This is a genomic window from Luteolibacter sp. Populi (assembly GCF_040801775.1).
Lineage (GTDB): Bacteria > Verrucomicrobiota > Verrucomicrobiia > Verrucomicrobiales > Akkermansiaceae > Haloferula.
This window is the reverse complement of record NZ_CP161812.1, coordinates 2,007,675-2,025,434: the sequence shown is the minus strand read 5'-3', so window position 1 is coordinate 2,025,434 and position 17,760 is coordinate 2,007,675. Positions and strand designations below refer to the sequence as shown.

Here is a 17,760-nt window from a genome sequence, read left to right as displayed (position 1 = left end):
TAGTGGCGCGGGGCGGTCGAGATGTGGTGGGTGGAGGAGAACAGCTCCACAGGGGCGGCAGAAAATGCCGGTCCCCTCAAATCTACCGGAGCACTCTCGGCATCCGGTGTTTCTATTTCAATCTAAAAGTTGCTTTTAGGCAACTTCATCACATTTCGCTGCCGGATTACGGTGCGCCTTCGAATCGGAAAAACCAAGGAGCCGACGGTGGCGGGGAGACGGTGAAGAGGAAGTCGTTCGAGAAGATATCGCCGGTGATGCCGGAGCCTGGCTCCAAGGTGGCCCAGCTCAACAGATCGCCGCTTTCCTTGCCGGTGAGCCGCAAGCTCAGGCTGTCGAGCGAAGGATGGCGGAAGAGTAGCGGCGTGGCTCCGGCGCCGGGCCTCGCGAGCTCGCGGAGATAGCCGTAGAGGCTGGAGTCATCCACCTGCGGATGAGTGCCGGCGGCGCGCTCCAGCCATGCAGGCACGGTGTCGTGGTCGGCATCCGCCAGGGCGTCCGCGATGTTGCCGGGGTTCAGTCCGTTGAGCACTTCCCACCAGTCTTCCAAGGTATCGCCATCGCTGTCCGCGGCGGAGACTTCCGCGGGCAGCGCCTGCGGTGTGCCGGAATGATAAAGCGCGCCGATCTCCGCGGCGGACAGCGCGCGCGACCACAGCGCGACTTCGTCCAGGCGACCGTCGAAGTTGCGCCCGCCGCCCTCGCGATGACCACCGATCACCAAGCCGCCCATCTCGGATGCGGGACCGGGCACCGGCAGCAGGTGCGAAGCGACTTCCGTGCCATCCACATAAAGCCGCAGGTGCGTGCTATCGAAGCTCAGCGCGACATGCGCCCAGCGGTCGCTGAAGAGGCTGCGGTCGACCACGCAGGAGAAGCCGCCCTGGCTGGCCGCCACCGGCGAGGCCGTGGAAGCGGCGGCCGCAGGCGGGAGCGTGTGGGTGAAGAGTTCCACGTTCACTTGCTCCGGGGTCGCTGCGGCGCGCAGGCCCATCGAGATCGCGAAGCCAGCCCCATCGCCGACGCTGCCGCCGAGCGTGCTCTCCATCAAAAAGTGGCGCTCGGCGCTGCCATGCGCAGGCAGGGTGGCCGGCTTGCACCACAGCGAGACGGTGTGCGCCGCGCCATTATCATCGAGCGCGCTGCGGCCCACGTGCAAGTATTGACCGGCCGCCCGGGACAGCTCCACCGCCCCGCCGCGCAGGCCGCCATCGGCCACCAGGCTGGCACCGTTCACCGCCTCCGCATCGATCCGGCTGCCGAGCACGGAGTGGTTCTTCAGATCGCCGTCGAAGGACCACCACGCGCGCAGGCCGCGGCCCAGGTCAGTACCTTGCTTCGGGGTCAGGCGGTCGTAGGAGATCGGCACCTCGCGCTGCACCGTCCCGTCCGCGAGGTAGAAGCGGGCGGTCAGCAGCGGCGGATTCACGCGCGTGTCCGCGGTCAGGGTCATGAACTGCCGCGGCTGCTGGGAGGACCACTCGAGCGAAGGGTGGGGGACATCGAGGCTCGGGATGATCGAGGTGTGGGCCGGCGAGATCACGAAGTCTTGCAAATCGTAGCCGACCCGCTGCGGATGGATCAGGTGGCGCGAAACGTGGATGTCTCCGCCTAACAGAACCACCCCGGGGATGGCCTTCTCTCGGATGAAGTCGAAGAGTGCATCGCGTTCATACCAGTAGGTGAACATGTCGTCGTTCTCGGAGTTCTTCTTGTCCTCCCAGATCTGCCCCATCGCCAGCACCTTGAAAGGCGCGCGCGAGGCTTCCAGCGCCTGGCGGATCCACTCCCACTGCGCGGTGCCGAAGCAGGTCTTCTGGGTCGGATCCACCGGCGAGGCCGCGGTTTGCGACCACCAGCGCGGATCGAGCAGGAAGATCTCCATCACCCCTAGGTCGATCTTGTGGAAGACGCCTTCCGTGCCGGTGCCGAATTGCTCGTGGGCGCGGTATTCGGTGAAGGCCTGGCGGGTGTTGACCTTGCGGTCGGCGGTGTTCACGCCGTTGCCGCCGTTCAGACCGAAATCATGGTCATCCCAAGTCCCCACCGCGGAGGTGCCGCGGATCAGCTCGGACATGAAAGGCGTCTCCAGGAAGGCGCGATGCTTCGTGCGGCTGGTCGCCAGATCGGCCACGTCCACATAGGGGGTATCGCCGCCGAGGATCACCTGGTCCGGCTTGAGGATGCCGATCCGCTCCCACACCGGCTCGGAGGTATTATTGGCGCAGGAGACGAAGGCCGTGGTGACCACGCCCTTGGTGCCCGTCGGAAGCCGGGTCTTGAAGCGCAGGCCATCGGCGGGACCGCCGAGTTGCACCGGAGCCTGCCCCGAGAGGTCCTCGATCTTGTAAGTGTAGTCGGTCGCTGCCGTGAGTCCGTCCACGTGGAATTTAGCCACGTAGTCATGGCCCGCCTCGCTGGCGGAAGTGCTGCTGGCGATGACCTGGCCTCCCGCGCCGAGCACGCTCAGGCGCAGGCTCTTCTCCACCGCTCCGGGCCGGTAGAGGAACCACGCCTCGGTGGTCTTCACCGTGCCCGTCATCGGTCCGGTCTGGGCGGCTGCGGGGATCGTCAGGGCGGCGGCGAGCAGCATGGCACGGAGGCCGCGGCACTTGTTAGAGGATCGCATCATGGTTGGTTTGAAAGCTTCGGTTCAGGGTCTGCCGGGCGCGGCGGATGGGCTGGCAGCGGCGGCGCGGCATGGTTCCAGTCGGGGAAATAAGCGCGCATCTTCCAGCTATCCGGGGTGCCGATTGGAGCGGCGGGGAAGCGGTCGCCGCGCTTCTGCATCTCCAGCAGGCTACGGTCGGTGAAGGCATCCATCAGCGCCGTCAGGTCGTCCACCTCCGCTTCGCTCAGCCCGAGATTACCGAGGTCGTCGCGGTTCACGGTCTGCGGGTAATCGGTCTGTCCCCAGCGCTCCGGTTCGATGTCGCGCTTGTTGTAAAATTCGACCACCTCCCGCAGCGTGGCGATCGAGCCGTTGTGCAAATAAGGCGCGGTGAGCGCGACGTTGCGCAGCGTCGGCGCGCGGAATTGCCCGAGTTCCTCCGCCACGCCGGTATGGCCGCCGAGGCCCGGATCCTTCACCCCGCGGGCCGGCGCACCGAGGTTGTCGTAGCCGAAGTCGCTGAGCAGCGGCCGCGGCCAGGCGCTGGCTTGCAGCAGGTGGCAATCGGCGCACTTGGCCTTGCCCTTGAAGATCTCCAGACCGCGCTTCTCGGCGGGCGACAGCGCCTCCTGATTGCCCGCGAAGTAGTCATCGATGCGGGCATCGAAGGGCCGGAACATCGGCTCCTTCAGGAACTCGACCAGCGCGCGATAAGCACGCTCCGCGAGCTTTCCATCATCCGCCCACTCCGCTTCCGTGAGCCCGTGCTTCATGCTCACCGCGTAGTCCGCCTTGCGCAGGCGCGCGGCCAGATCGGAAGCGCTGGCGAGGTTCATCTCCGCATGATCGAAGAAGGGCCGCTGGACCTGTTCGTGAAGCGTGCGGGCGCTGCCATCTTGAAACAGGCCGCCCTGCCAGACCCAGATCTGCTCGCCGCTTTCTTCCAGAATGTCTTCCTGGTCCCGGTTCGGGATCAGCGCGGCATACATCAGGCTCGGCGCATTCCTCCGGCCATTCCTGCCGAGCACTGCACCGGGCGAAACCGCGCGCGGATCCCCGAAGCCCGCCTCCGGCAGATGGCAACTGCTGCAGGACATCCCCGAGGGATTCGAAAGCCCGGCGTCGAGAAAGATCTCCCGGCCGAGCAATGCCGCCGCCGCCTGCGCCTGCCGCGCCTCGTCGGAGCCCTCCGCAATCGCCATGACCGCCGCCGCGAAGGACAAGCAAACCGCCGCCAAGCGGGGCCTGACGGGGGCTCCAAGGATCCCATTGCGGCGATTCATCCCAACCGGAATAACAAGTGTTTCCCGGAATGCAACAAAATCGTTTCAGGGAAACTTTTTTCTTGTGACCGCTGCCCTGTCAGATAGGCCCTTGGTGACCCTGCGGCCCTTTACCGCGACGAACGGACACCTGACCCAGACTCCACCACCGTCGCATGAAGACCGAGATCGCTCCCACCCCTCCGCCGCTTGCTTCTCCCGAACCGCAGCCGGAATCCTTCGGCAAGGCGCGCGTCGCCACCCTGCTGACGGTGATGTTCTGCTACCTCTTCTACTACACGGGGCGGCAGAATTTCGGCTTCGCCATCCCCGGCATGCAGGAGGAACTCGGCCTGACGAAAGCCCAGCTCGGCTGGTGCGGCGCGGCGATGCTCTGGTCCTACGCCATCGGCCAGGCGATCAATGGCCAGCTTGCCGACCGCTTCGGTGGCAAGAGCCTGATGACCCTCGGCGGCCTGCTGTCCTTCGTGATGAACTGGATCACCAGCTTCGCCGGCGGCCTCGCCGGGGTGATGGTTCCGTGGGCGGGCAATGGCCTCGTCCAATCGATGGGCTGGGCGCCCGGCAGCCGCATCATTTCGAATTGGTGGGACCGCAGCCACCGCGGCCGGGTCTATGGCTGGTATACCTTCGCCGCGGGCATGTCCTCGGTCCTCACCTTCCTGATGGCCGCCACCGTGGTCGGCCACGGCTGGCGCTGGATCTTCCGCGCACCGGTCGTGCTAATGCTGTTAGGCTGCATCGTCTTCTGGCTGGTGGTCCGCGAGAAGCCCTCGAAGGCCGGCTTCCCCGATCTGCCGGAGGAAGCGGACACCGCCCGCCAGGACTTCCACCCGGAGCGTCCGCTGACCTGGTGGGAGCGCTACCGCTGCGGCTTCGCTTGCGTTCCTTTCCTCTTCGGCTGCGCCGCGATCGGCTTCCAGAATCTCGCCCGCTACGGCCTGCTGGTCTGGGTCCCGGTGCATTTCCTCGGAGACCATTGGAAGGAATCCTCGCAGAAGTGGATCGCCGTCGCGCTGCCGGTGGGCATGGCCCTCGGCGCGGTCTCCGCCGGCTGGATCTCGGATCGCGTGTTCCGCGGCTCCCGTTCCGCGCCGGTCATCATCTTCCTGCTCGCCGCCGCGGTCTGTGCCTCGGGCATGGCCTTCCTCGACCGCAGCTCCGCCCTCGCGATCCCGCTGCTCTTTCTAACAGGCTTCTTCGTCTACGGCCCGCAGTCCGCCTTCTGGGCGCTCTGCCCGGACCTGCTCGGCAAGCGCCTGGCCGGCACCGGCACCGGCATGATGAACTTCTTCGCCTACCTCTTCGCCGGTCTTGGCGAGCCGCTGGTCGGCTCCCTGATCGAGCGGAACCATTCGACCCACATGGTCTTCCCGGTGGTCGCCGTGGCCTGCACCGCCGGTGCCATCCTGATGTCTTTCGTCCGTACTTCACGCGCATGACCAACCGCCGCTCCAGCCCGCTCGCCCTTGCCGCCGTCTTCTCCGGCCATGGCGAACCTTTCCGTCTCGAACATTTCCCCGTCCCGGATCCGGGCCGTGGCGAAGTGCTGGTGAAGGTGACCTGCAGCACCATCTGCGGCAGCGACCTCCACACCTGGCACGGCCGCCGCCAGGAACCCGTCCCCTGCGTGCTCGGTCACGAGATCGTCGGCCGCATCATGGCCTTCGGGCCCGGGGCTCCACGGATCGACCTGCGCGGTGAGCCGCTTGCGGAAGGCGACCGCATCACCTGGACCCTCGCTGCCTCCTGCGGCGAGTGCTTCTTCTGCACCCACGCCCTGCCCCAGAAGTGCGAGAACCTTTTCAAATACGGCCACAGCTCGATCTCCCCGGGCCGCGAGTTCAGCGGCGGCTTCGCCGAATGCTGCCTGCTGAATGCCGGCACCGGCATCGTCCGCCTCCCGGATGATCTGCCCGACGCCATCGCTGCACCGGCGAATTGCGCCGTCGCCACCGTCGCCGCCGCCTTCCGCAGCGCCGGTCCGGTCAGGGGAAGTACGGTGGCTGTCGTAGGTTGCGGCGTCCTCGGCCTGACCGCCGCCGCCATGGCCCTGGAACTGGGAGCCGCGGAAGTGATCACCTGCGATGTGAATCCGGCCCGCGCCGGAATGGCCCGCAGCTTCGGCTCGAAGCGTTTCTGCAGCCCGGAAAATTTCGTCGCCACCGCCCGCGATGCTACCTTGGGCCGCGGTGCCGACCTAACCATGGAGTTTTCCGGTTCCGCCTCGGCCGTCACCGGTGCCCTCGCCGCGCTCCGCACCGGCGGCACCTCGATCATCGCCGGCACCACCACTCCCGGCGGCACGGTCGAGATCGACCCGAATGACCTCGTCCGGCGCATGCTCACCGTGAAGGGCCTGCACAACTACGCGCCCTGCGATCTCGTCGCCGCCCTCGACTTCCTCGGCAGCGCGCGCGGCAGGTTCCCCTTCGAATCCCTCCAGGGCCAAAGCTTCGCCTTGGAAGACATCGAAGCCGCCTTCGCCTCCTCCACCGCGAACGCAGGAATGCGCACCGTGGTTCTGCCCTGAGCTGGCAGCCACCACGGCACGCGGACCTGAGAATCGTGGCGGTCCATCTAGACGGCCGCCTTTTCCTTCTTCAACCGCAGCAGCGTATTCACGTTCTCCTCGCTGCGCGGCAGCATGTGCTGGCGGATCACATTCTTGATCTCCTCCATCACACCGGGATTTTTCAGCGCCTCGTCGTAGCCGTGGACGCCGTATTCCTCACCGGCTTGCAGGACGGCCAGCGCGGGCGATTCGCCCAGAGCCAAGGCCCCTCCCTCAAGCGCCTTCATGAAGCCGCCCCAGATGCCGGAGGTGAAGGACGGCTCGCCGCCCATCTCCGCGACGTGCTGCCGCAAGCGGCTGGCGTTCTCCTCGTGTACCGCCAGGATATGGCGCAGTGTCCCCGCTTCGCGATCCGTCCCGAAGGATGAGATCGCCTGGGTGTAAGTTTCGATCGCCGAAAGCTCGCCGCGCAGGAGCTTGTTGCAGGAAGCGATGCACGCCTCCTGCGGCGATGCCAGGCGCTGCGGTCGCGGCCCGCGCTCGCTGCGCGCAATCTCCCATGCCCGCGCCGCCCCGATCGCCAGCAAGGCGTGCGGCACGAAGGGCAACACCAGACGGACCGCCCCTCCGACCACCCGCCCCAAGGGCAGGCTGCGGGCCAGATAGCCGACGCCGAAACCCACGGCGAGCGAACGCAGCGGATTCTGGACCACGGCAGTTTCGATTTCATCGCGGGCTTCCAGCAGGCGCTGCTTCCCGGTGGTGACTTTTTGCTCCACCCATTGGTCCGGGTGGAGGTCCTTGGCTCGTGGAATATTCACGGTCTTGCGAGTGGGTAGGTTGGAAGATTTCACCAGCGCTTGCGGAGCTTGGCCGCGCGGTCGGCCAGATGGGAAACGCCGTCGCCCACGTGGTCGCTGAAATGCACCACCCGGTCGCCGATATTGGAGAAGGTGCGGCTATCCCGCAGGCCCTCCCACGCATCGTGGACTCCCTTGCTCGCGGCTGGCACCAGCGAGCCTAGCAGAAGCTGCCGGACCCCTTGGCTGCGCCGTGGCGAAAACAGAAGGTACCCGAGCGCCAGCCCGGCCACCGCCGCCCCGGCGATATCGGCGATCGAAGCATTCCGCACATGCCGGCGGGCACGCTCGATCAAGTCGCGGCGCACGCCGTTGCTGCTATGAAGTTCGTTCCAGTGCGACTCGGTATCCACAGGCTGCGGGATGTCGCGGGAAGGCTTGGTGTCGCGGGCATTCTCTTCGAGATCGGCGCCATGCGACGTGTAGTGATCACTTGTTCGTGTATTCATGACGGACCTGTTATCGCAGGCACCGGGCCAGTCCCCCTCCGATCCTCAACTGCTTGGTAGCAGGCGACTAAGCCCGCCGCGCCCGAAAGCCCGCGAAGCTCCGGCGATGCGCGATGCGTGACCGCGGATCGCATTCTGCAATCCCTCGCGGGATCAGGCGAAAAGCGCCGCCAGCGTCTGCGATTTGCGTCTTTCACTGCCGATGGTGATCGCCGAAAGCCCGTGAAATCAGGCATTTGCGCCCTTGGCACGGAGCGAGCAAAAAGGATTCCGGACAACCACAGCCAAGACCATGAAACCAATAACTCTCTCTCATCGCAGCATCGCGCTGGCACTCACTGCCGCAGCCTGTGTCACGATCTCCTACGCCGCCGACGGCCCGGAACCCACCGTGGACGGCCCCGTCGCCGGCGAAGACGCGATCAAGGGTGCCGAAGCGGTCGACACTCCCGCCGTCGCCACTCCCGCGCGCGCCAAGGCCAGCACATTTTGAACAGGAGGAAGGCAGGAGGGAACGGAGGTCGCCACTCCCGCGCGCGCCAAGGCCAGCACCCAAATGCAGGCCGTGCTCGACGAACTCACCGCCCTCGGCGGTAAGCCCGTGACCGAGCTCTCGGCCAAGGACGCCCGCAAGCAACCGAGCCCCGCCGATGCCGTCAAAAAGCTGATGGAACGCCAGGACATCAAGCCCGAGAAATCCGGCAAGACCGACGACATTTCCATCAAGCTCTCCACCGGCGAGGTCAAAGGCCGCGTCTACCGCCCCGATGGCGATGGACCCTTCCCGGTGATCCTCTACATCCACGGCGGCGGCTGGGTGCTCGCCGACCTGGATACCTATGACTCCTCGCCGCGCGCCCTCAGCAAGGCCACCAATGCCCTGGTGATCTCCACCGACTACCGCCACGCGCCGGAGGACAAATTCCCCGCCGCGCATGAGGATGTCTTCGGTGCCTATCAATGGACCCTCGAGAACGCCGGACGCTGGGGTGGCGACGCCAGCCGCGTGGCCGTGGTCGGCGAGAGCGCCGGCGGCAACATGGCCGTCTCCCTCAGCATGATGGCCCAGGCCAAGGGCATGCAAATGCCGGTCCACCAGGTGCTGGTCTATCCCGTCGCCTCCACCTCCATGAAGAGCGAGTCCTACGAGCAGCACGCCCAAGCCGCGCCGCTCAATGCCGCGATGATGAAGTGGTTCTTCGATAACACCCTGTCCACCGAAGATGACTGGAAGAATCACCAGATCAATCTGCTCGGTGCCAAGACCCTCAGCGGCCTTCCTTCCACCACCATCATCACCGCCGACATCGACCCGCTGCGCTCGGATGGCGAGATGCTCGCCAAAAAGCTCGAGGGCGATGGTGTGAAAGTGGACTACAAGAACTACGAAGGCGTGACCCATGAGTTCTTCGGCATGGGTGCCGTCGTCGATACCGCCCAGCAAGCCGTCGACCAGGCCGCCACCAATCTGAAAGCCGCCTTCGCCGGCGAAACCAAGGCCGCCGCCAAGCCGCCCGCCGCGGCCGAGTAACACAATTCCACCCCTCGTCCCCGACCCGACCCGAAGGGCCTCGCAGCGAAAGCCGCGGGGCCCTTTGTTGCCTTCCGAACCTTCCACCAAGCCCGCCACCAAGGGTACGTAGTCCGCCTTCAGGCGGACGAAGCCACCCTCCAAGCCCACCTTCCCTCTCCGTGAAATTCCCATGAAGCCCCACTTCAACTTGCAGGATTCCGCAGACCCTCCAAAGTGCAGCGGTCGCATCGTGACGGACAACTATCCCCCCTGCGGCTCATCTACCAACAACACTCCCGATTATGAAATCCCGCTTCGCCATTCTGGCCACGCTTGCCCTCGTCGCCGCCGCACCGTCGGCCCTCGCCCAGACCAAAGCCCCGGAGGCTCCGAAAAAGGAAGCCGCTCCCAAGGAAGCTCCCGCTCCGCCGGTGAAGGAAGAAGAATACGCCAAAACCCTGGTCGGGGCCTGGCGTCAGGAGATCAACGAGGGCGGGGCTGCCGGCCACTCGATCACCACCTATCTCGAAGGCGGCAAGGCCACCTCCGTCCTCAAGGTCGAAGCCGGCGGCCAGAAGATCGACGTCACCGCCAAGGCCAAGTGGACGATCGATAAGGACAAGATCAACATCGAAATCACCGAAACCTCCATGCCGGAAATGATGCCCGTGGGCGCCAAGCTGGTGCAGACCATCCTCTCCCTCTCGGACAAGGAAATCCGCTACAAGGACGAGTCCAGCGGAAAGGAAGTCACCGAGACCCGCGTGAAGGAAGAGAAGATCAAACCCGCCGCTGCCAAGTAAACCGCGGCAAGCACCGGCATCCCGCTTTTCCCAATAGGTCACACGAGTCCGGCAGGATCTGTGTGGCCTATTCATTTTTTGGACCGGGATAGATGGGATGAATGGGATATTGAAATGACGCCGGATCAGCACTCGTGGATTCAAAGTTCCTATCCCATCCATCCTATCCATCCTGGTCCAAATCCGGCTCTTCATCGCTGGCATCCGCGTGATTCGCGGCCAAATCGTCATAGCACATGGCGGACAACTCATGACAGCCCCGCTCACGCATTGACACCGCCGCGCGCTCCGGTGAAGTGACAGGCGAACCCATGTCCGATTCACCTCCCCTCATCCAAGACGTCCTCGTGCTTGGCGCGGGCAGTGCCGGCCTCTTGGCCGCCCTCTCGCTCAAGCGCAAGCTGCCCCAACTCGCCGTCCGCATCGTCCGCAGCCCGGACATCGGCGTCATCGGGGTAGGGGAGGGCACCACCCCGAATTTCCCGCAGCACCTCTTCGAGTACCTCGGACTCAACCGGAAGCAATTCTACGCCGAGGCCGAGCCGACTTGGAAATTAGGCATCCGTTTCCTGTGGGGCATCCGCGGGCGCTTCGACTACAGCTTCGACCAGCAGCTCGACTTCACCGCGCCGGACCTGCGCATGCCGAATGGCTTCTACTGCGACTCGGAATTCCGCTGCCTCAGCCTGCCTTCGTCCTTGATGTGGCATGGCAAGGCCTTCGCTCGCCAGGAGAACGGCTGCCCGGACATCCAGGGCTGGCACGCCTTCCACATCGAGAACGAGAAGCTAGTCAGCGTCCTCGAGTCCACCGCCCGCGCCATCGGCGTCGAGATCATCAATGGCCGCGTCACCGGTGCCGAACGCCTCCCTGCCGGTCCCATCGCCGCCGTCCACCTCGAAGATGGCCAGCGCCTCGCCGCGGACTTCTTCATCGATGCCAGCGGCTTCCGCAGCGAGCTGTTAGGCAAGGCCCTTGGCGAGGGATACACCAGCTTCTCTGACGCCCTCTTCTGCGACCGCGCCGTCGTCGGCGGCTGGGACCGCAGCGACGAACCGATCCTGCCCTACACCACCGCGGAGGAGATGGACGCCGGCTGGTCCTGGCAGATCGAGCACGAGCACCACGTCAACCGCGGCTACGTCTATTCATCCTCCTTCATCAGCGACGAGCAAGCAGCGGAAGAATTCCTGCGCAAGAACCCGAAGGCCCCCAAGTCGCCGCGGGTCGTGAAATTCCGCAGCGGCTGCTACCGCCGCCAGTGGGTCGAGAACGTCGTCGCCATCGGCAATGCCGGCGGCTTCGTCGAGCCCCTCGAGGCCACCGCCCTCATGATCGTCTGCGGCAATCTCCAGACCCTGGTCGAAATGCTCAACCGCAGCCGCCTCCAGCCCACGCCCTCGCTGCGCGATCTCTTCAATGAGCTCACCGGCCGGGGCTGGACGGACATCCGCGACTTCCTGGCCCTCCACTACAAGCTGAACCAAGGCCCGCAGACCCCCTTCTGGGACCACTGCCGGGCCGAGACCAAACTCGGTGCCGCGGACCAACTACTAGACTTCTACGAGGAAAACGGCCCCACCGGCTTCTGCCGCTACCGGCTCTCCGGCATGCAGAATGACTTCGGCCTGGAAGGCCACCTTGTCATGCTCGTCGGCAACCAGGTCCCGCACCGCGCCAGCTACCAGCCGCCCGCGCCCGACCGCCAGCGCCACGAAGCCCGCCGCCAGCACTTCAGCGCCCTAGCCGCCGCCGGCCTCGACGTAAAAGAAGCCCTCGCCTACATCCGCCACCCCGGCTGGCACTGGCATGGCGACCCCGCCGGCTGAATCGGGAACGGTTCTTCAAGGCCCGCCACCAAGGGTACGTAGTCCCGCCTTCAGGCGGACTCACCGGTAGGCAAACCGGTAGGGCCGCCGCGTGAGCTGCTCGGAAATCCCCGCCATCACCCCCGCTTCCCCGGCTTCACCAGCGCCTCCGGTTGCTTCTCCAACAATCCCCTCAATTCCTTCACCACCTCCGGCCTTTCCCCCGCCAGATTCTTCGCCTCCGGAACCTCCGCCTGATAATCGTAAAGCTCGATATCCGCCGTGTCCGCCGGCTCCCCCGGCTTCTTCCACTCCACCATCCGGTATCTCTCCGTCCGGATCGCGCGCCCCATCCGTCCCTCTCCGCGCGGGAAGCAGTGCGTCACATAATCCCGCACCTTCACCGACGGATCCTTCAACTCCGGCACCAGGCTCAGCCCATCCAACGGCTGCGGCACCTCCGGCTTCGGCAGCCCGGCCAACTCGCACAAGGTCGGATAGATATCCACCGTCTCGGCAAATCCCCCGGTCGTGCCCGCCTTCGTCAGTCCCGGCGCGATCACGCAAAAGGGAATCCGGTTGGCCTCCTCGTAGTTCGTGTGCTTCGTCCACATCCCGTGGTCGCCCAGATGCCAGCCGTGGTCGCTCCACAGCACGATCACCGTATTCTCCGCCAGCCCGAGCCGGTCGAATTCCTCCATCACCCGCCCGAGCTGCGCATCCATGTAACTCGTAGCGGCATAGTAGCCATGGATTAGCTTGCGGGACAGTTCGTCATCGATCTTCCCGTTCTCCGGAACCGGTGTGAAGTTGACGATCTCCCCGCCGCGCTTCCCGGCATACGGCGGTGCGCCCTCCGGCGGTGCCGTCAGCTTCGCCAGCGGGAAAGCCGCCGGATCATAGAGCTTCCAATACTTCTCCGGTGCGGCGAAGGGCAGGTGCGGCTTCACGAAACCCGCCGCGACGAAAAACGGCGTACCGCGCTCCTTCGCCGCCTGCAGTCGCTTGATCGTCTCATCCGCGGTCTTGCCATCCGAGTAGGCATTGTCCGGCGCCTCCGCCCGTTCCCACGCCGCCCCGCGCGGAAGCTGCCCGATCCTCCCCAGTTCGAGGTTGCTGAAGTAAGCCTCCTCCCGCGTCAGCTTGCCCCCCGCGCTGTTCTCCGGGTTCAGATACTCCACCACCTTCGGGATCACCGTCGGGACGCTCCACGATGCCGTGTCATCGCGATTCCCGTGCCCCGTGTGGAGGATCTTCCCGATCGCTTCCGCACGGTAACCCTGCTTCATGAACCACTGCGGCAGCGTCACCGCATCGGGCACCGCCTTGCGGAAATTCACCGACAGATCGTAGATCCCGATCGAGGTCGAGCGCGAGCCGAGGAGCAGATTGTTGCGCGAGCAGGCGCACACCGACTGGTTGCAATAGGCCCGCGTAAACCGCATCCCGCGCCCCGCCAGCTTGTCGATGTTCGGCGTCTTCGCCAGCGGATCCCCATAACAACCAAGCGTCGGCTTCAAGTCGTCCACGCAAATCAGAAGGACATTCTTGCGCTTCTCCTGCGCGCACAGCGGCGGCACGACAAGAAGAGCCAACACGAACAGCAAACGGCGGGTCATGGCCGGAATTTTGACCCGCTACCAGCATTTGGCCAGCGGCCGGTTCGCATTTCCATGTCACCCGTGGAGAAGGATTCTCCCAATTTCCCCAATTTCCCAATTTCCCAATCACCCAATCACCCGAGAATTCACCTTCCCCCGCCCCCCGCCCACCACCTACCCTATCCCCGGACTCGGCTCTTTCCTGCCATGACCTCCACGCACTCATCTCCCTTTCCCGCCACCCAGTGGACCCTGCTGGTGGCCGGCTGCCGTGCGCAGGATCCGGAAGAGCGCCGCCGCTCGCTCGAGGAATTGTGCCGCGCCTACTGGTATCCTCTCTACGTCTTCGCCCGCCGTCAGGGCGGCGCGCGCGAGGATGCGGAAGATCTCACCCAAGGATTCTTCCACTACTTGTTAGAGAAGAATCTCTTCGCCGCCGCCAGCCAGGACCTCGGCAAGCTCCGCACCTTCCTGCTCACCGTCTTCCAACGCTACATCGGCGATGCCCGCGCCCGCGATCGCGCCCTCAAGCGCGGCGGCGGCATCGCCCCGATCTCGCTCGATTGGCGCGAGGGCGAGGAACGCTACGTCCAGGAGCCCGCCGATCCCCTAACCCCGGAAGCCCTCTACGACCGTTCCTGGGCCATGGCCCTCCTCGCGAAGGCTCTCCAGGATCTCGGCCGCTGCGAAACCGAAGCCGGTCGCGGCCCCGCCTTCGCCGTACTCGAATCTTTCCTCAACGCCTCCGCCGTCGCCGATGGCAACTACGACGCCGCTGCAAGTTCCCTCGGCATGCAGGGCGATGCCGTCCGCAAGGCCGTCAGCCGCCTCCGCCGCCGCTTCCGCGATAGCCTCCGCCAACAGATCGCCGCCACCCTCCACGACCCCGACGAGGCCCAGGTCGACGAAGAACTGATGTCCCTCCGCGCCGCCCTCCGCTGCTAGGGCCGCCGGTAGAGCGGCACGGACCCTAACAGCCCGCCCCCTAGGGTAAGTAGTCCCGCCTTCAGGCGGACGAAGCACCGGGAAAGCCGTAATCACCCCCAGGCTCCCCGGCCCGAAAGCCGCGCAGCGCACTCCGATTGATGATTGGAAGATTGGTGATTGATGATTTCTTCCGCTTTTTCCCTCTCCCACCCCGGCGCGCCGTATGCTTCGCTCTTCCACACACACATGCCCGGCGATCCGTCCACCCCCGCCCCCCGCGACCCGCTCACCGGTGAGCGCGCCGCGGGCCTGCTGGACCTCGGCTTCCACACCCTCCTCCCGGATGACGCCCCGCCCGACTCCGGCGAGGAATGCCAGGACCGCCCCGGCGACCTGATCTCCCGCTACCGCCTGATCGAACCGCTCGGGGAGGGCGGCTTCGGCTACGTCTGGTCCGCGGAGCAATCCCAGCCGGTCCACCGCACCATCGCCCTCAAGCTCATCAAGCGCGGCATGAACAGCCGCGAGATCATTGCCCGCTTCGCCGCCGAGAGCCAGGCCCTCGCGCTGATGGATCACCCGAATATCGCCGCCGTGCTCGATGCCGGCGCTACCGCCGACGGTCGCCCTTTCTTCGCCATGGAGCTGGTCAAGGGCGAGCCCCTGGTGAGCTACTGCAATTCCCGTAATATGGGCCTGCACGAGCGCATCGAGCTCTTCATCCCGGTCTGCCACGCCGTCCAGCACGCCCACCAGAAGGCCATCCTCCACCGCGACCTCAAGCCCTCGAACATCCTCGTCGCCGAGATCGACGGCAGGCCGGTCCCGAAGGTCATCGACTTCGGCATCGCCAAGGCCCTCGGTGCCACCCCGGAGGCCGCGCTCGATGCCAGCCTGCTCCTGACCCGCGCCGGCGCGATCATGGGCACCCTCCAATACATGAGCCCGGAGCAGGCCGGCAGCGTCCCGGACGTCGATACCCGCAGCGATATCTACTCGCTCGGCGTGATCCTCTACGAGCTCCTCACCGGCATCACCCCGCTCTGCGCCGGTGCCCCGCCGAACGAACCCTACGACGAAACCCTCCGCCGCATCCGCACCCAGGAAGCCCCTCGGCCCAGCATCGTCATCCACGGCGGCGCGGAGCCCGCGAAACTCCGCCGCTCCCTGCGCGGCGATCTCGATTGGATCACCATCAAGGCCCTCGAGAAGGACCGCCGCCGCCGTTACGAAACCGCCACCGCCCTCGCCGCCGACCTGCGCCGCCATCTCAACCGCGAGCCGGTCAGCGCCGCCGCCCCCACCTGGAGCTACCAGTTCTCGAAATTCGCCCGCCGCAATCGCGCCGTCTTTGTCTCCGCCGCGCTCATCGCCGCCGCCCTCATCGCCGGCACCACCGTTAGCCTGACCCAGGCCGCCCGCGCCAAGCAAGCCGGCGACAAGGCCGAGCAGAACCGCCGCGAGGCCGAGGCCAACCGCGGCATGGCGGAGCGCAATCTCGGCCGCGCGCGCGAGGCGGTGGACAAGTTCCTCAATACCATCACCGAGGATCCCCGGCTCAAGGAGGCGGACTTCATGGAATTGCGCAGCAGCCTGTTAGAGAGCGCCCTGCCCTTCTACGAGGAACTCTCCGAGGACGATCCCGCAGGTCCCTCCTTCACGATCGAGCAGGGCCTCGCCCTGAATAATCTGGGCCTGATCTATCAAGAGCTCAACCGCGGGTCCCAAGCCGTCGCGGCCTACCACCACGCGATCGAGGTGAATGCCGCACTGGTCGCCGCCGAGCCGCACAATCCGGTGCACCGCCGCTCGCTGCTCACCGCCTACAACAACCTTGCCATGGCCCTCGATCTCTTCGAGGACAAGCAACCCGCCGTCGAGGCCCAGGCCCGCGCCGTGGAACTCGCCCGCGCCCTCGCGGCGGACTTTCCCGCGAGCGGCGATTACCGCCAGCACCTCGTCTCGCTGCTGATCAATGCCGGCCAATTGCTCGCCACCCAAACCCGCTTCCCCGAAGCTCTGGCCGCCACTCGCGAGGCCCTCGCCACGAGTGAGGCGCTAGTCGCGGACTTCCCGGGAAATGCCGATTACCCCGCGCAGCTCGGCTATGCCCACGCCAGCCTCGGCGGCGTCATGTATCGCGCCCAGCAGCCGGGCGCGGAAGACGAATTTCGCAAGGCCAAGGCAGTCCAGGAAGAACGCGTCAAGGCACCGGGCAGCGACCGCTACGACCGCCGCCTGCTCTCCACCACCTGCATGAATCTCGGCCACATCCTCGCCTTCTCGGGCCGCCATGAGGAAGCCCTCGGCGTGCTGCGCGAGGCCGCCGCCCTTCACGAACGCCTCGCCACCGAGATGCCTTCGATCCCCGAGTATCGGGAATCGGTGGGGCGCGACCGGGTCCTGATCGGCATGTGCCTGCTTAATCTCGGCCGCTCCTGGGAGGCGGAGCCGGAACTCCAGGAAGCCGTCGCGATCAGCCACCGCCTCACCGGGGAGTTCCCCGCGGATCTCGCCAACTGGAACCGCAAGGGCGTGGCGCTCGATCTGCTCGCCCGCCTCAAGCGCAAGGCCAGGGACTGGGACGCCGCCCGCGCGTTTTATGAGAAATCGATCGAGAGCCACCGCCGTGCTCTATCCGTCGGCACGCAGGATTCCGAGGGCCGCGGCTTCATCGCGGAGCGCCGCCAGGCCATGGCCGAAATGGCCCTTGAGCAAGGCGATCCCGCCCAAGCCGTCCGCGATGCCCTCACCATCCCCGAGACCCGGCCCGCCCGCTGGGAGGAAGCCGCCCTCGCCGCCCGCATCGCCGCGCAGGCCGTCACCATGGCCATGGACGAGAAGGATCTACCGGAATCCGAACGCCGCATGATCGCCGGGCCCCTCGCCGCCGCCGGCGTGCAACTGCTGCAACTCGCGATCGACCGCCACTACCCCTCCGTCCCCGAGCTCGGCACCGATCCCGCCTTCGAGCCGCTCCGCAGCCACCCCGCCTTCGAGACCTTGAAGGAACCGCCCGCCGACCCCGCCGGAGTCAGCCCGGACCGCTTCGCCTTCGACTACCCCTACGACGATCCCGGCCCGCGCCATTGGGTCCGCGACGGCGAGCGCTGGACCGAAACCCAGCCCTCCGGCGCCAAGAGCGAATACACCGTCGTCGGCCGCACCCGCGTCCGCGGCATCTCCGGCACCGAGATTTCTAACACCAAGGACCCGGCCTTCCATCTCTTCGTCCCCGACAAGAACACCCCCGCCCCCGCGATCCTCTACATGCGCCGCGACCAGGCGGCATGGGACAACTTCGTCGGGATCCGCGACATCAAGTAAGCAAGGCTCCCACCCGCCCCAACCACAACCCCGGTGCCTTTCATCGACTCTTCATTCGATGTT

General features: G+C 65.9%; 13 protein-coding genes. 8 read left to right on the top strand and 5 right to left on the bottom strand.

Annotated features, from left to right (window positions below):
• Nucleotides 1-166: 166 nt before the first annotated feature.
• The gene (locus ABWK72_RS07975; RefSeq protein ID WP_367874261.1) at nt 167-2,632 is read right to left on the bottom strand and encodes a LamG-like jellyroll fold domain-containing protein; all 2,466 of its coding nucleotides are present in this window, start codon (nt 2,630-2,632) and stop codon (nt 167-169) included.
• On the bottom strand, nt 2,629-3,894 hold the full coding sequence (locus ABWK72_RS07970; RefSeq protein WP_367874260.1) for a cytochrome-c peroxidase: 1,266 nt from the start codon (nt 3,892-3,894) through the stop codon (nt 2,629-2,631). The genes ABWK72_RS07975 and ABWK72_RS07970 overlap by 4 nt, the downstream gene beginning before the upstream one ends.
• Before the next feature lie 155 nt (nt 3,895-4,049).
• Here ABWK72_RS07970 and ABWK72_RS07965 point away from each other — a divergent pair, with 155 nt between their 5' ends.
• Together ABWK72_RS07965 and ABWK72_RS07960 are read left to right on the top strand one after the other, a co-directional pair.
• Nucleotides 4,050-5,336: an MFS transporter gene (locus ABWK72_RS07965; RefSeq protein ID WP_367874259.1), complete on the top strand. Its 1,287-nt coding sequence runs from the start codon at nt 4,050-4,052 to the stop codon at nt 5,334-5,336.
• The gene (locus ABWK72_RS07960) at nt 5,333-6,427 is read left to right on the top strand and encodes a zinc-binding dehydrogenase (RefSeq protein WP_367874258.1); all 1,095 of its coding nucleotides are present in this window, start codon (nt 5,333-5,335) and stop codon (nt 6,425-6,427) included. The genes ABWK72_RS07965 and ABWK72_RS07960 overlap by 4 nt, the downstream gene beginning before the upstream one ends.
• Nucleotides 6,428-6,474: 47 nt before the next feature.
• On the opposite strand, the gene ABWK72_RS07955 is transcribed toward ABWK72_RS07960, so the two are convergent.
• Nucleotides 6,475-7,230, bottom strand: a complete 756-nt coding sequence (locus ABWK72_RS07955) for a DUF2383 domain-containing protein (protein ID WP_367874257.1) — start codon at nt 7,228-7,230, stop codon at nt 6,475-6,477.
• Between the two features lie 29 nt (nt 7,231-7,259).
• The gene (locus ABWK72_RS07950; RefSeq protein WP_367874256.1) at nt 7,260-7,718 is read right to left on the bottom strand and encodes a hypothetical protein; all 459 of its coding nucleotides are present in this window, start codon (nt 7,716-7,718) and stop codon (nt 7,260-7,262) included.
• A gap of 292 nt (nt 7,719-8,010) precedes the next feature.
• Between ABWK72_RS07950 and ABWK72_RS07945 the strand changes: the two genes are divergently transcribed.
• The 4 genes from ABWK72_RS07945 to ABWK72_RS07930 all read left to right on the top strand — a co-directional run bounded on the left by ABWK72_RS07945 (nt 8,011) and on the right by ABWK72_RS07930 (nt 11,863).
• Complete coding sequence (locus ABWK72_RS07945) at nt 8,011-8,211, top strand: hypothetical protein (protein ID WP_367874255.1); 201 nt, start codon at nt 8,011-8,013, stop codon at nt 8,209-8,211.
• Between the two features lie 63 nt (nt 8,212-8,274).
• Nucleotides 8,275-9,249, top strand: a complete 975-nt coding sequence (locus ABWK72_RS07940; protein WP_367874254.1) for an alpha/beta hydrolase — start codon at nt 8,275-8,277, stop codon at nt 9,247-9,249.
• A 284-nt stretch (nt 9,250-9,533) separates the two neighbouring features.
• Nucleotides 9,534-10,034: a hypothetical protein gene (locus ABWK72_RS07935; protein WP_367874253.1), complete on the top strand. Its 501-nt coding sequence runs from the start codon at nt 9,534-9,536 to the stop codon at nt 10,032-10,034.
• 311 nt (nt 10,035-10,345) lie between these two features.
• The gene (locus ABWK72_RS07930) at nt 10,346-11,863 is read left to right on the top strand and encodes an FAD-dependent oxidoreductase (RefSeq protein WP_367874252.1); all 1,518 of its coding nucleotides are present in this window, start codon (nt 10,346-10,348) and stop codon (nt 11,861-11,863) included.
• A gap of 116 nt (nt 11,864-11,979) precedes the next feature.
• Here ABWK72_RS07930 and ABWK72_RS07925 read toward each other — a convergent pair whose 3' ends face one another.
• Complete coding sequence (locus ABWK72_RS07925) at nt 11,980-13,461, bottom strand: sulfatase (protein WP_367874251.1); 1,482 nt, start codon at nt 13,459-13,461, stop codon at nt 11,980-11,982.
• A 189-nt stretch (nt 13,462-13,650) separates the two neighbouring features.
• Here ABWK72_RS07925 and ABWK72_RS07920 point away from each other — a divergent pair, with 189 nt between their 5' ends.
• Nucleotides 13,651-14,388 (top strand): RNA polymerase sigma factor, encoded by a 738-nt coding sequence (locus ABWK72_RS07920; RefSeq protein WP_367874250.1) that lies wholly within the window; start codon nt 13,651-13,653, stop codon nt 14,386-14,388.
• Between the two features lie 162 nt (nt 14,389-14,550).
• On the top strand, nt 14,551-17,697 hold the full coding sequence (locus tag ABWK72_RS07915; RefSeq protein WP_367874249.1) for a protein kinase: 3,147 nt from the start codon (nt 14,551-14,553) through the stop codon (nt 17,695-17,697).
• Nucleotides 17,698-17,760 lie beyond the last annotated feature (63 nt).